The 13,851-nt window shown below is 72.5% G+C and carries 14 protein-coding genes; 6 read left to right on the top strand and 8 right to left on the bottom strand.

The genetic code is table 11. The annotated features are described in order from the left end of the window. The first annotated feature begins 5 nt into the window (after positions 1-5). From WQO_RS00810 to WQO_RS00800, 3 genes are all read left to right on the top strand, one after another. On the top strand, positions 6-959 hold the full coding sequence (locus WQO_RS00810) for a carbohydrate ABC transporter permease (RefSeq protein WP_010060658.1): 954 nt from the start codon (positions 6-8) through the stop codon (positions 957-959). A gap of 168 nt (positions 960-1,127) precedes the next feature. Further along, positions 1,128-2,729 (top strand): glycoside hydrolase family 13 protein, encoded by a 1,602-nt coding sequence (locus tag WQO_RS00805; RefSeq protein ID WP_010060656.1) that lies wholly within the window; start codon positions 1,128-1,130, stop codon positions 2,727-2,729. Positions 2,730-2,914: 185 nt separating this feature from the next. Then, on the top strand, positions 2,915-3,580 hold the full coding sequence (locus tag WQO_RS00800) for a lysophospholipid acyltransferase family protein (RefSeq protein ID WP_010060655.1): 666 nt from the start codon (positions 2,915-2,917) through the stop codon (positions 3,578-3,580). 67 nt (positions 3,581-3,647) lie between these two features. Here WQO_RS00800 and WQO_RS00795 read toward each other — a convergent pair whose 3' ends face one another. After that, positions 3,648-4,232, bottom strand: a complete 585-nt coding sequence (locus WQO_RS00795; RefSeq protein ID WP_010060654.1) for a DinB family protein — start codon at positions 4,230-4,232, stop codon at positions 3,648-3,650. Between the two features lie 259 nt (positions 4,233-4,491). Between WQO_RS00795 and WQO_RS00790 the strand changes: the two genes are divergently transcribed. Next, the gene (locus tag WQO_RS00790) at positions 4,492-5,280 is read left to right on the top strand and encodes a VOC family protein (protein ID WP_010060653.1); all 789 of its coding nucleotides are present in this window, start codon (positions 4,492-4,494) and stop codon (positions 5,278-5,280) included. Between the two features lie 16 nt (positions 5,281-5,296). Here WQO_RS00790 and WQO_RS00785 read toward each other — a convergent pair whose 3' ends face one another. The 5 genes from WQO_RS00785 to WQO_RS00765 all read right to left on the bottom strand — a co-directional run bounded on the left by WQO_RS00785 (position 5,297) and on the right by WQO_RS00765 (position 10,373). Further along, on the bottom strand, positions 5,297-6,157 hold the full coding sequence (locus WQO_RS00785) for an endo alpha-1,4 polygalactosaminidase (protein WP_010060652.1): 861 nt from the start codon (positions 6,155-6,157) through the stop codon (positions 5,297-5,299). A gap of 52 nt (positions 6,158-6,209) precedes the next feature. Next, positions 6,210-7,547 (bottom strand): sensor histidine kinase, encoded by a 1,338-nt coding sequence (locus WQO_RS00780; protein ID WP_010060651.1) that lies wholly within the window; start codon positions 7,545-7,547, stop codon positions 6,210-6,212. Then, the gene (locus tag WQO_RS00775; protein ID WP_010060650.1) at positions 7,547-8,221 is read right to left on the bottom strand and encodes a response regulator transcription factor; all 675 of its coding nucleotides are present in this window, start codon (positions 8,219-8,221) and stop codon (positions 7,547-7,549) included. The genes WQO_RS00780 and WQO_RS00775 overlap by 1 nt, the downstream gene beginning before the upstream one ends. 108 nt (positions 8,222-8,329) lie before the next feature. After that, a complete protein-coding gene (locus WQO_RS00770; RefSeq protein ID WP_029182295.1) occupies positions 8,330-9,400 on the bottom strand; it encodes a methyltransferase in 1,071 nt (356 codons plus the stop codon). 31 nt (positions 9,401-9,431) lie between these two features. Then, on the bottom strand, positions 9,432-10,373 hold the full coding sequence (locus WQO_RS00765) for a LysR family transcriptional regulator ArgP (protein ID WP_010060648.1): 942 nt from the start codon (positions 10,371-10,373) through the stop codon (positions 9,432-9,434). A 67-nt stretch (positions 10,374-10,440) separates the two neighbouring features. On the opposite strand from WQO_RS00765, the gene WQO_RS00760 reads away from it, so the two are divergent. Beyond that, positions 10,441-11,052, top strand: coding sequence for a LysE/ArgO family amino acid transporter (locus tag WQO_RS00760; RefSeq protein WP_010060647.1), 612 nt, complete (start codon positions 10,441-10,443; stop codon positions 11,050-11,052). A gap of 45 nt (positions 11,053-11,097) precedes the next feature. Here the strand turns inward: WQO_RS00760 and WQO_RS00755 are convergent, their stop codons facing one another. Then, on the bottom strand, positions 11,098-12,030 hold the full coding sequence (locus tag WQO_RS00755; RefSeq protein WP_058954192.1) for an NADP-dependent oxidoreductase: 933 nt from the start codon (positions 12,028-12,030) through the stop codon (positions 11,098-11,100). An 87-nt stretch (positions 12,031-12,117) separates the two neighbouring features. Between WQO_RS00755 and WQO_RS00750 the strand changes: the two genes are divergently transcribed. Then, positions 12,118-13,083: a GlxA family transcriptional regulator gene (locus WQO_RS00750; protein WP_010060643.1), complete on the top strand. Its 966-nt coding sequence runs from the start codon at positions 12,118-12,120 to the stop codon at positions 13,081-13,083. 23 nt (positions 13,084-13,106) lie between these two features. Here WQO_RS00750 and WQO_RS00745 read toward each other — a convergent pair whose 3' ends face one another. Continuing rightward, positions 13,107-13,745 (bottom strand): ScbR family autoregulator-binding transcription factor, encoded by a 639-nt coding sequence (locus WQO_RS00745; RefSeq protein ID WP_010060641.1) that lies wholly within the window; start codon positions 13,743-13,745, stop codon positions 13,107-13,109. Positions 13,746-13,851: the final 106 nt, after the last annotated feature.

Here is a 13,851-nt window from a genome sequence, read left to right as displayed (position 1 = left end):
CCGCCATGACCCAGACAGCTCCGCCCCCGGTGGCCGAGCCGCCCGCCGTCCGCGCCAAGCGCTCCGGCGAGACCCCGGCCGCCCGCTCCGTACGCACCGTCATCTCACCGCTGGCGCTCGCCAGACGCCGCGGCAAGGTCACGTACTGGTCGGTGTTCACCCTCGTCGTCCTGCTCTTCGCGTTCGCGTTCCTCTTCCCCGTCTACTGGATGGTCACGGGTGCGATGAAACCGCCCGAGGAAGTGGTGCGCACCCCGCCCACCCTCGTCCCCGAGCAGTGGCAGGTGAGCGGCTACACCGACGCCTGGGACCTGATGCGGCTGCCGACCCACCTGTGGAACACGGTCGCCCAGGCGACCGGCGCCTGGGTGCTGCAGATCGTCTTCTGCACCGCCGCCGCCTACGCCCTCTCCAAGCTCAAGCCGGCCTTCGGCAACGTGATCCTCGGCGGCATCCTCGCCACCCTCATGGTCCCGGTACAGGCCCTCGTCGTACCGAAGTACCTCACCATCGCCGACATGCCGCTGATCCACGTCAACCTGCTCAACGACCCGCTGGCCATCTGGCTGCCGGCCGTCGCGAACGCCTTCAACCTCTATCTGCTCAAACGGTTCTTCGACCAGATCCCGCGCGACGTCCTGGAAGCCGCAGAGATCGACGGGGCCGGCAAGCTGCGCACCCTCTGGTCCATCGTCCTGCCCCTGTCGAGGCCGGTGCTCGGCGTCGTGTCGATCTTCGCGCTGGTCGCCGTCTGGCAGGACTTCCTCTGGCCGCTGATGGTCTTCTCCGACACCGAGAAGCAGCCGATCAGCGTCGCCCTCGTGCAGCTCTCGCAGAACGTCCCGCTGACCGTCCTGATCGGAGCCATGGTCATCGCGAGCATCCCGATGGTCCTGATGTTCCTGGTCTTCCAGCGGCACATCATCGCCGGAATCAGCGCGGGCAGCACCAAGGGCTGACCCACGCCACCCCCGGTGGCGCAGCCACCCAGGACCCGCCGCCGTCCCCGGCCTTCCCGCCCCGCTCCGGGGCGGCGGTGTCAGACCCGCCAGCTCCCTCGCTCCTCCCTGTCGCGCGGACCGGCCCACCCCGCCGGCGACCGCGCCCGCCCGAAAGGAACCCGCCTTATGGAAGGCAGCCAGCTCGCCGCCGACGACTGGTGGCGCTCGGCCGTCGTTTACCAGGTCTACGTCCGCAGCTTCGCCGACGGCGACGGCGACGGCACCGGCGATCTGACGGGCGTACGGTCCCGGCTGCCCTACCTGGCCGAACTCGGCGTCGACGCGCTCTGGTTCACCCCCTGGTACCTGTCGCCGATGGCGGACGGCGGATACGACGTCGCCGACTACCGGGCCATCGACCCCGCCTTCGGCAACCTCGCCGAGGCCGAGAAGCTCATCGCCGAAGCCCGCGAGACCGGCATCCGCACCATCATCGACATCGTCCCCAACCACGTCTCCGACCAGCACGTCTGGTTCAAGGCGGCACTCGCCGCGGGCCCCGGCAGCCCGGAGCGTGAACTCTTCCACTTCCGCCCCGGCCGCGGCGCACACGGCGAACTGCCTCCCAACGACTGGGAGAGCGAGTTCGGCGGGGTGCCCTGGACCCGCGTCGAGGACGGCGAGTGGTACCTCCACCTGTTCGCCACCGAGCAGCCCGACCTCAACTGGGCGCACCCTGCCGTACGCCAGGAACACGAGGACGTCCTGCGCTTCTGGTTCGAGAGAGGCGTCGCCGGGGTACGCATCGACTCCGCCGCCCTCGTCGCCAAGGACCCGGCCCTTCCGGACCTCGAAGGACACCAGGGGCCCCACCCGTACGTCGACCGCGACGAGCTGCACGACATCTACCGGCGCTGGCGGGCCATCGCCGACGAGTTCGGCGGCATCTTCGTCGGCGAGGTCTGGCTGCCCGACGCGGAGCGCTTCGCCCGTTACCTCCGCCCCGACGAACTGCACACCGCCTTCAACTTCACCTTCCTCAGCTGCCCCTGGGACGCCGGGCTGCTGCGCCGCGCCATCGACGACACCCTGGCCGAGCACGCCCCCGTCGGAGCGCCCGCCACCTGGGTCCTCTGCAACCACGACATCACCCGCACCGTCACCCGCTACGGCCGCGAGGACACCGGATTCGCCTTCACGGCCAAGGCGTTCGGGGTCCCCAGCGACCTGGAGCTCGGCACCCGCCGCGCTCGCGCCGCCGCCCTCCTCTCGCTCGCCCTGCCCGGCTCGGTCTACCTCTACCAGGGCGAGGAACTGGGCCTGCCCGAGGCCGACGTACCGCTGGACCGCATCCAGGACCCCATGTACTTCCGCTCCCAGGGGAGGGCACCCGGCCGCGACGGCTGCCGCACCCCCCTGCCCTGGGCGAGCGGCGAACCCTTCGCCGGCTTCGGCTCCACCGTCGAACCCTGGCTTCCGCTGCCCGCCGACTGGCCGTCCCGCGCGGCCGACCTCCAGGAGCCGGACCCCGGCTCCATGCTGGCCCTCTACCGCGAGGCCCTGCGGCAACGGCGTTCCCTGAGCGCCCTGCACACCGAACCGCTGAGCTGGCTGAGCGAGGAGCCCGGCCTCCTCATGTTCGCCCGGGGAGAGCACCTGGTCTGCGCAGTCAACCTCGCCGAGCACCCCGCACAGCTCCCCGCCCACACCGAGGTCCTGCTCAGCAGCGGCCCCCTGGAAGCCGACGGCCGGCTGCCCCGGGACACGGGGGTGTGGCTGGCCGTCTGAGCCGCGGCGCCCCGGTGCGCCCGATGCGAGGGCGATCGCCCCAGGAGTCCTGAGTATCCGCACTCAGGCCCCCGGCCCCGCCCGCCACGACGATGAAGGCGTGGCGGGCGAAGCCGGGAAGGGCGGGCCCGGCACCGCACCGCCGTCCACCGGGACGGCCGCGCCCGCCGGACCCAGGGAGAACCGTGCTCAGCCGCATCGCCGCCGCCGTCGTCCCCTCGCTCGGACGCCTCACCGTCACGTCCGACCACGCCACGGCCCCCGCCGCCGGCAGCATCATCGTCGCCAACCACACCTCCCTGGCCGACCCGGGCATCGTCCTCGCCGCACTGCTGCGCCTCGGCGTCGAACCCGTCGTCATGGCCACCGCCGGCCTGTGGCGCATCCCGGTCCTCGGCCGCCTCCTGGAGCAGGGCGGCCACGTGCCCGTCCACCGCAACACCCACCGGGCGGCAGGCTCCCTGGACGCGGCCGCCGTCGCGCTGGGGGAGGGCCGCCATCTGCTCATCTACGGCGAGGGACGACTGCCCTGCCGCCTGGACGCGGCAGAGGCTCCGCCGGAGGGCTTCCGCAGCGGCCTCGCCCGCCTCGCGCACGCCTCCGGAGCACCCGTCGTGCCGCTCGGCCAGGCGGGCGCCCGCCGGGTGACCTCGGGCCGGTGCGTCAAGCAGATCTCCGGGCTCCTCACCGCCCCGGCCCGCCGCCCGCGCCTCCACGTCCACATCGGCTCCCCGCTCCACCTCCCGCCGGAGGTCGAGACGGCGACCGCCACGGCCCGTGCGGCCGTCACCGCCGCCTGGCGCACCGCCGCGCACCACCTCGGCGAACCCGCGGCGCGCACCGGACGCTGACCGCGCCGCAGGCCCGGACCCGACCCGCCGCACAACAGGCCCGACGCACCGCACGACAGGGGAGTGGCTACTTCGCGTCCCGGGCCGCCTGCTCCAGACGCTGCCGGTAGCCCTCCCACCACGCGCGGTCGCCCGCCGGCATGTTCTCGTTGCCGGACCGCAGCCCGACCGACCCGTCGACGAGCTCCCGTACGACGTCGGCGTGCCCGGCATGCCGCTGGAGGTCGGAGATCACATGGACCAGGATCTGGTGCAGCGTCACCCGGCTCCGCTCGTCGGGCCACCACGCCACCCGACCGACCGCGTCGAGCGGCAGCTCGGCGATCGTCGCGTCCGCGTGCTCCGTCACCCGGCGGTGCAGCGCCAGGATGTCCTCACGGGATTCGTCGGCGGTCGCCCACATGTCCTGGTTCGCCTCGGCGTCGCCCTCGAAGGCGGGCACCACCTCGCCGAACGGCCGCCCGAACGTCTCGCCGAAGTAGCCCAGCTCCACCCCGGCGGCATGCTTGACCAGTCCGAGGAGATTCGTGCCCGTCGGTGTCAGAGGGCGGCGGACGTCGTGTTCCGACAACCCTTCCAGCTTCCACAACAGGGCATCGCGAGCGGACTGGAGATAGCGCTGGAGGTCGGCCTTCGGCTGCGAAAGGGTCATGCGTGCAGTCTGTCACCGGGCACTGACCATCCGCCCCGGGCCCCGGCCGGGGCAGCGGCGCGCACCCCGTCCGTCCCGGGACACCTCCCGGGTGGCGGCGGCGCCCGGGGCGGCGTAGGTATGGAGGCGTGCTGCTCCGAGGACGTACGACACCACGGAGCGTACCGGTCTGCGAACGGCCGGTGACCAGCGGGCCCACCCGGCCGGACCGCCGTCGGCGTCCGCCGGTTCACCACCGGGGGCGAGGAGACGGATCCCGATGACCGAGGCAGAGCAGAGCACCCCGGTGCACGGGATCCCGTGCTGGGTCAGCCTCATGACCCGGGACCTGCGGGCCGCCCAGGACTTCTACGGGACCGTTCTCGGGTGGACCTTCCGCTCCGGCACCCTCGGCGAGGGCTTCTCCGTCGCCCATGCCGACGCCCTGCCCGTCGCCGGCATCGGGCAGATCGCCCCCGGCCTGCCCACGGCGGTCTCGTGGACCCCGTACTTCGCCGTCCCGGACGTCGACACCGCCGCGTCCCGCGTCCGGGAACGGGGCGGCACCATCGCCGTCGGCCCGATCCGGATCGGCCCCGGACGGGGGGCCATGGCCGCCGACCGGGAAGGGGCCGCGTTCGGCTTCTGGGAGGGCCGGACCCCGCCCTGGTCGTTCGGCCGCGACAGCGCGCCGGCCTCCCTCGAACTGCGCACGAGCCACGCCTTCGACTGCGCGATCTTCTACGCCGAGGTGTTCGGCTGGGCCTCCGAGGACCCCGGGGGCTGCGAGGTCGGCTACGCCTACCGGCAGGACACGGTCGTCGTCCGGCAGGGCGGCCGCACCGTGGCCACCCTGCGCGGCGGCGGGGACGCGTCGTCCCCCGACCCCCTGCTGCGCCCGCGGTGGCACGTCCGCTTCCAGGTCGAGGACCTGGAAGCGGTCACCGAGGCCGCCCGCGCGGCGGGCGGCACAGCCGGCCCGCCGGTGGACTCGCCCGCCGACGGAAGCGAAGCGGTCATCAGGGACCCCGACGGCGCCGTCTTCACCGTCTGCGCCCACCCGGCGTGACCGCCCCGTCAAGGTTTCAGCAGGTGCGGAACGCGTATCCGGGCCGACCGGCCGGGACCACGTCGAGATCCCGGCGCACCACCGAGACCTTCGCTCCCACGGACGAACAGGCCTTGGCGAAGTCGCGGTCCGTGTACTCCACGACGAAGACCTTGTTGCCGTAGGCGGAGGCGTAGTCCGCGCATTCGTCGTAGCGGCCGCACTCCTCGGCGACGGCGAAGTCGAACCCGATCTTCTTCCGCTGCCCCAGCAGGTCCGTGGTGTTCTTCTGGCCGATCGCCAGACCCGCCGTGTGCGCACGGTCGGCCAGGAGCTTCGCGAACGCCGCGTTGTGCCCACGGGTCAGCAGACCGTCGGAACGCTCGTAGGAGTCGAGGTTGTCGGGCTCCACCGCCTGGAACCCGGATGTGGCGCAGCCGCTGATCCAGCCGCCGACGATCTTCGCCAGCCGGGTGCGCTTGCCCGCGGTCGAGGTGTCGAGCAGCGCCTCGCCCCAGGCCTCGTCGTTCACCAGGTCGCCGTCGGCGTCCCGGAGCAGCAGATCGGGGTTGTTCTTCTCCCACCAGTCCAGGGCGTCGGGCTGGGTCTGGAAGGCGTTGACGTAACAGACGTTGTAGAGGCCCTTGGCGGGCTTGGCGCCGCGGTCCCGGGAGAGTGCCTTGACCCCGGTGGGCGGGGTGTACGCGCCGCCGATCTGGTAGTCGAAGGCCGCGTTCGCCGTGGGCGGTACGACCTTCGGCGCGGCCTTCGCCGGGGAGCTCGTCGCGGAGGCGTGGGACAGGAGCAGCCCCGCTCCCGTCGCCAGCGCGGCCCCGCCGGCCAGGGCGGCGAGGGTCCGCTTGCGGCGGAGCAGAGGACGGACGGCGTGCTGGGGCATACGGACTCCCGTGCGTGGGCTTCGAACCTTCCCCCGCATCATGGACGGCCGATCATGAGCGAATCGTGAGGGCGGGGCCCCCGCCGCGCCTGCGGCCCGTCCGCGAGCGGTCGGGTGCGAGCCGCAGCACGAACTCCGCGCCGCCGCCGGGACGGGCCCGGACGGTGAGTTTCCCCCGGTGCACCTCCGCGATGCGCCGTACCAGCGAGAGGCCGATCCCCGTGCCCCCGCCCGGGGAGCTGAACCGCTCCATCAGCTCCGGCAGCCGGTCCGGATCCACCCCGGGGCCCCGGTCGGCGACCCACACCTCCGGCCCTCGCACGGTCACCACCAGCTCCGCCCCGTCCGGCGCGCCCGAGGCCCGTCCGTGCCGCACCGCGTTGTCCACAAGATTGCGGACCGCGACCCGCACCAGGGCGGCGTCGGCCTCGGTCACCGACTCCTCCAGCCGCAACCGAGGACGGGGCCCGCTCTCCGGCAGCTCCGCGCACACCTCTTCGACGAGCTGGTCCAGCCGCAGCGGCTCCGTCCGTACGGTGTCCACGGCAGCCTCCAGCCGGCCCCGGGCCAGGAGGTTCTCCACGACGTCGGCCATCCGGTCCGCCGCCCGCCGGATCCGGGGCAGATGTGCGTCGAGAGCACCGCCCGGCGCGCCCGCGGCCACCTCCACCGAACCGCGCATCACGGCGACCGGGGTCCGCAGCTCGTGCGCGGCGTCCGCCAGCAGCCGTTCCTGCTGCTCCAGCGTCTGCCAGGCCGGGCGCATGCTGCGCCCCGAGAGCACGTGCCCCGTCACCGCGGCCAGGGCCGTCAGCGCGCCGGCCCCGACGATGAGGGAGACGACCAGACTGCGGTGCTCGGCGGCGCCGTGCTCCGGATCGCCGACCGCGACGGCCGCGCCCGCCACCTCGTCGGTGGCGTCGTGGTAGAAGGGCACGGCCAGCAGCCGCACCGGTTCTCCCGAGCGGTCGCGCGCACCGGCCCGCACCGGGCCTTCCGCCTCCATCGCCGAACGGGCCACCGAGTCGATCGCCCCGGGAGCCACAGCGAACTGCGTGGTGCGGCCCCGGAACACGGTGACCGGACCACCGTCGGGCCGTTTCTCCAGCACCATGATCTGCGGGGTTCCGGTGGTCGCCTCGTCGTCCTGGAGGCCGTCCAGCCGGATCCGGTCGTCCTCGTAGTAGACGAGCGAGGCGGCGACGGAGGCCCGGCGGCGCATCTCGTCGTACTCCGCGTCCTCCCTCGCCCGGTCGTCGGTGCGGATCACCACCCAGGACAGGCACGCCAGCCCGACGACGGTGATCAGCGTGTACGCCGCGGTCAGCCGCAGTTGCAGCCGACGCAGCCGTCTCCTGGCAGGGGAGCGCCGCCGCGGGGAACTCGCCATCAGCAGGGCCCCGGCTCCGCCGACAGCAGGAACCCCCGGCCGCGCACGGTGTGCACCAGACCCGGGGAGCCCAGCTTGCGCCGCAGGCCCGCGACGACGGCGTCCACCACGTTGGAGACCGGGTCGGCCATCTCGTCCCAGCAGTGCTCCAGCAGGCCGGTGCGCGTGACGACGGCGTCCCGGTGAACGAGGAGCTGCTGGAGCACGGCGTACTCCTTCGGACTCAGCGACAGCAGCACGCCGCCGCGCCGCACCTCGTGCCGTGACACGTCCATGACCACGTCCGCGCAGGTCAGGAAGGCGGGGAGCCGGTCCGGGGCCCGTCGGCTCAGGCCCCGCACGCGCAGGACGAGCTCGCGCATCGCGAACGGCTTGGCGAGATAGTCGTCCGCCCCGCTCTCCAGCCCCCGCACCCGCTCGTCCAGCGAATCCAGGGCGGTCAGGCAGAGCACCGGCACCGACCAGCCGGCCCGGCGCCTGCCCTCCAGCGGGGCGAGGGTGTCGCCGGAGGGCACCATCCGGTCCAGCACCACGCAGTCGTACGCGGTGAGGTGCAGAGCGACGTCCGCCTCCGGCCAGTCGGCGGCGCAGTCCACGGCGAAGCCCCCGTCGCGCAGCCCGGCCGCGATCACCTCCCGCAGATCGTCGTCGTCCTCCACCAGCAGCACACGCACGGGGAGAACACCTCTGCATCCTGGTCCGGGAAGGCCCCTCGTCCGGAGAACGGAGGGGAGGGATCCGCCATCCTAGGCCGTCCCGCGCAGCGGTGCCGAGGCGGTCCGTCAGGCCGGTGAGGCCTGGATGATCTGGAAGATGTTGGGCGCGGGCAGTGGCGTCACGCTGCGCAGGAGGAAGCCGCCCGCCGTGCACAGCGAGGCGAAATCGTCCGCGGTCCGTTCCCGCCCGCCGACGTTGACCAGCATGGTGAGGTCGCTGAGGTAGACACCTCCCGGCGGGTCCGCCGGCACGGTGGCGGGCAGTACCGGTTCGACGATCAGGCGCGAGCCGTGGGCGGGGATGACGTCCCGGATGCGCCGCAGGATGGCCGCGCACCTCTCGTCGTCCCAGTCGTGGATGATGCTCTTCAGCAGATAGAGGTCGCCGCCAGGCGGGGCCGAGGCGAAGAAGTCGCCGGTCTCCAGGGCGACGCGCCCGGTCAGGCCTTCGTCGGCCAGCCGCCTGGGTGCCTGCGCGAGCCCCTCTGCCGTGTCGAACAGAATGCCTCGGAGCTTCGGATGCTCCCGCAGGATCGAGGCCAGCAGGGTGCCGTCGCCGCCGCCGATGTCCACCAGGGTGCTGAAGCGTCCGAAGTCGTAGGGGTGCGGCACGGTGTCGGCGGGCAGCCGGGTGCCCTGGCTCATCGCCTCGTTGAACGCGGCGGACAGCTCGGGGTGCTCCTTGAGATGGCCGAAGAAGTCGGTCCCGAACACCGTCTCGAACGTGGTCCCGCCCGTGCGGACGCTCTCGTCGAGCAGGTCCCAGCCCCGCAGCATGACCGGATCGGTGAACATCCGGGCCATCGCGGCCATCGAGCCGGCCGTGCCGGTGCGCAGGAAGTCACCCGCCGCGGTGGTCCGGAAGAGGCCCGGTTCCGTCTCGGACAGCAGCTGGAGTCCGGCCAGGGCGCGCAGCAGACGCAGTGTCGCCTGCGGATGGGTGCCGAGGGATTCGGCGAGTGCGTCGGCGGCCAGTTCGCCGGGACCGATCCGGTCGAAGACGTCGAACCGCACCGCTGTGCCCAGCGCCTGAGCGGTCATCTGGCCGAGCACGAGCCGGGACAACATCCCGCGTGCCTGCCAATCCACCCGCGCTTCCTGGCCGTTGCGGGTCTCCTGGCCCTGACTGTCCGTCATGTTCGGCAAGTCCCAGTTGGGTTAGGTAAACCTAACCTCGAAGGGGGCGAGGGGCAATCGGCCGTCCGCCCGCGAGCGTGTCGGCGGCCTCCGCCGCCACCGCCTCGGCCACGGTCGCCAGGGCGGGTGAGTCCAGCTTCCACTGCTGCCAGTGCAGCGGTACGTCCACGGTGCGGTCCGGGACGAGCAGCACCAGCCGGCCGTCGCGCAGCAACGGCCCCGCCTGGACGTCGGGCACCATGCCCCAGCCCATACCCGCCGCCACGGCGCTCGCGAACCCCTCCGAGCTGGGCATCAGATGACGCCGGGAGCTCGCCCGGGCCCCGGGGACGAGCCGGCGCACGAACGAGTCCTGCAGGTCGTCGCGCCGGTCGAAGCCGACCACCGGGGCGTCCTCGATCAGCTCGCGGACATCGGCGCCCGTCCGCCTCCCCAGCCACCGGTCGGCGAAAGCGGGTTCGGCCACCGGCAGATACCGCATCCGGCCGAGCCTGCGCACCGAGCACCCCGTCACCGCCTCCGGCGACGAGGTCACCGCGGCCATCACCAGCCCCTCCCGCAGCAGGGTGGCCGTATGGTCCTGGTCCTCCCGGTGCAGTTCGTAGGCGAGGTCGAGACCCTGCGGTACACGCCGCAGGGCGGGCAGGAACCAGGTCGCCAGGGAATCGGAGTTCACCGCGATCGACAGGGGGGTCGGCTCGCCGGGCCCGGACATCCCGAGCGCCGTCCGCGCGTCACGCTCCAGCCGGGCGAGCTGGCGGGCGAAGCGCACCACCACCTCACCGGACTCGGTGGGCCGCACCGGCTTCGTACGCATCAGCAGCACCCGGCCCGTGCGCTGCTCCAGTGCCTTCACCCGCTGGCTGACCGCCGACGGTGTCAGCCGCAGGACGTTCGCCGCCGCGTCGAAGGTGCCTTCGTCGACCACGGCCAGCAGCGTGCGCACCTGATCGAGAGGAAGCTCGGACATCATGAGTGCTAATGATACGTAAGAATCTTTAGCTGGACGCCACAATGCCGTATTTCGTAGCGTCGGCCGCATGACGAACGCCCTGACCACCGCGGCCACCGGATTCGGTACCGGCCTCTCCCTCATCGTCGCCATCGGCGCCCAGAACGCCCTGGTGCTGCGCCAGGGAGTCCGCCGGGACGGCGTGCTCGCGGTGGTCGGCATCTGCGCCCTGTCCGACGCGGTGCTCATCACGCTGGGGGTCGCCGGGGTCGGCGCGGTCGTCGTCGCCTGGCCCTCGGCACTGACCGTCGTGGGCCTGCTCGGCGGCCTGTTCCTGATCGGCTACGGGCTGCTCGCCGCCCGCCGTGTACTGCGCCCGTCCGCCCTGCACGCGGGCGACGCCCCGGCCGCGTCGCGCCGGGGTGTCGTGCTGACCTGCCTGGCGATGACCTGGCTCAACCCGCACGTGTATCTCGACACCGTGTTCCTGCTGGGATCCGTCGCCGCTGACCAGGGGCCCCTGCGCTGGACCTTCGGCCTCGGCGCGATCCTCGCCAGCCTGTGCTGGTTCGCGGCGCTCGGCTACGGAGCCCGGCTGCTGAGCGGAGTCCTCGCGCGGCCCTCCGCATGGCGGGTGCTGGACGGCCTGGTCGCCGTGATGATGATCGGCCTCGGTACGAAACTGGCGCTGGGCGCCTGAGCGCCCGCCCCGCACACGGAGCGTGCGGGGCGGGCGTGCCGCGTCCTACGACACCACGAGGACGAGCTTGCCGGTGGTGCGGCCCGTCTCGCCGAGCGCGTGCGCCTTCGCCGCCTCGGCGAGCGGGAAGGCCGCCTCGACATGGGCGCGCAGCTCTCCGGCCCGGACCAGGTCGGCGATGGCCGTCATGCCCGCGTGATCGGCCTCGACCAGCAGGTTCTCCACCCGGATCTCCCGTGCGGCGGCCTTCGCCGCCTCCGCCAGGTCGCCGCCCGGCAGCAGCGACACGAGCGTGCCTCCCGGGCGCAGGACGTCCAGTGAACGCGCCCGCGTCTCGCCCGCGAGCGGGTCGAGCACCATGTCGACATCGCTCACCGCGTCCCCGAAGTCCACGGTGCGGTAGTCGACGACCTCGTCCGCCCCGAGCCCGCGCACGAAATCGTGCTTGGCGGCGCTCGCGGTGCCGATGACGTACGCCCCCAGCGACTTGGCGATCTGCACGGCGAGGTGGCCGACCCCGCCCGCGGCGGCGTGGATCAGGACCCGCTGCCCGGGGCGCACGTCCGCCGTGTCGACGAGCGCCTGGCGGGCGGTGAGCGCGGCGAGCGGGAGGGCTGCCGCCTGGACGTGGTCGACGCCCTCGGGCTTGTGGGCGAAGGCGCGGGCCGGGCCGACCGTGAACTCGGCGTGGGAGCCGACGCCGTACGGGTAGGGCAGCATGCCGAACACCTCGTCGCCCGGCTTGAACAGGGTCACCCCGAAGCCCACCGACTCGACGACCCCGGACACGTCCCAGCCGAGGACGAGCGGCAGCCGGTCCAGGAACATCGCCTGGCCCCGGTGCTTCCAGTCCGTGGGGTTCACTCCGGCCGCCCGGACGGCGACCACGATCTGACTCGGTCCCGGCACCGGCCGGGGGAGCCGGACCTCCTCCAGTACCTCGGGGCCTCCGTAGACGCTCTGGCTGATGGCGCGCATGCTCTCGTTCTTCGTCATACGTCCAGCCTCACGCCTGGCCGCCCGGCGTACCATGGCATGATTGCCATCTTTCGACAGGATCGTGCCATGGGAAACGTTCACCGCGTCGTCGTACTCGCCCTGGACGGCGTGTATCCGTTCGAGCTCGGCATCCCGAGCCGTGTCCTCGGCGCGGCCGACGGCCGCTACTCCGTGGTGACCTGCACGGTGGACGGCCGGCCCGTGCGCACCAACGCCGACTTCTCGGTCACCGTCGAACACAGCCCGGAGGTACTGGCGACGGCGGACACCCTCGTCATCCCGCCCTTCGACACCTCCCTCCTCACCCGGGAGGCCCCCGCGCACGCCGTGGCGGCGCTCGCCGCCGTACGCCCCGGCACCCGCATCGTCTCCATCTGCACCGGCGCCTTCGTCCTCGCCTCGGCCGGACTGCTGGACGGCCGGCGGGCCACCACCCACTGGGCGCTCGCGGAGCTTTTCCGGTCCTGGTACCCCCAGGTGCTGCTGGACCCGGACGTCCTCTTCGTCGACGACGGGGACGTGCTGACCTCGGCCGGCGCGGCGTCCGGGGTCGACGTCTGCCTGCACCTCGTCCGAGCGGACCACGGCAGCGAGGTCGCCAACCGGGTCGCCCGGCTCTGCGTCGTACCGCCGTGGCGCGACGGGGGACAGGCCCAGTACATCGAGCAGCCCGTGCCCGCTCCGGCGGCGAACGGCACCGCCGCGACCCGCGACTGGGCCCTGCGGAACCTCCATCAACCGCTGAGCCTGGCGAGCCTCGCCGACCACGCCCGGATGAGCCTGCGCACCTTCGTCCGGCGCTTCAACGAGGAGGTCGGCATGAGCCCGGGCCGCTGGATCGTCCAGCAGCGGGTCGACCGGGCCCGGCACCTTCTGGAGTCCACGGACCTGGCGGTGGACGAGATCGCCGGCCGGGTCGGCTTCGCCACCGGAGCGTCGCTGCGCCAGCACCTGCACGCCGCCATCGGCGTCACTCCACTGGCCTACCGGCGTACGTTCCGCGGCGCGGTCCTCGCGGCGGGGCAGCCGTAGGGGTCGGTCGGGCCCCGGCCCGTTCAGTCCTCCGGGGCCAGGCGGCTGAGGCGTTCGGCGTGCGCGGGGGTCAGATCGAGGGCGGTGAGGATCGAGGGCGCGGCGATGCTGGGGAGTATGTGCTGCTGCAGCGTGATGTGGCGGCGCTGCAGATCGCGGTAGTTGGTGAGAGTCTGGGATACGGCCTGGGTGCCCGCGAAGGCGGCCACGTACAGGTCCGCCGTCTCGGTGGGGTTGACGTGGGGGAGCAGCTCACCGTTGTGCTTGGCCTGCGCGAGGAGGTGATGGGTGGCTTCCTGCCAGCGGAGGAAAGGGCCGCTGCGGTCGAGGCCCTGCGCCTGCTGGTCCATGGAGAGACGCACGCCCGCCCGGGCGAGGAGACTGGTCTGCAGGCGGTGGCTGAACAGCATCCCCAGATCGATGAGTTCCTGGAGCTTGAGGGAGTGCTCCGGAACGGTCTGCGGCGGCTCCTGGGCGTCGAGAACACCGAGCGCGAGATCTTCCTTGGACGGGAAATGAAAGTAGAGAGCGCCTTTCGTGACGTCGGCGCTTTTCAGTATTTCCGTGATCGTTGCGGCTTGATAACCGTATTTCTCAAAAGCCTGCGCCGCTGCCATCAGGATTGCCTGGCGGGTGCGTATCGCCCGATCCTGCTTGGCCATCCTGTCTCCTTTGCTGGGCCGGATGGCCCGGGAAACGGCCGGGACGGAGTGGGGAGGGGCGACCCTGCCGAGGATAGAAAAAAAACCGCTGAGTCTGTATCTTATC

The sequence above is a fragment of the Streptomyces globisporus C-1027 genome, from assembly GCF_000261345.2.
GTDB lineage: Bacteria > Actinomycetota > Actinomycetes > Streptomycetales > Streptomycetaceae > Streptomyces > Streptomyces pakalii.
This window is presented reverse-complemented; position numbering and strand designations above follow the sequence as displayed.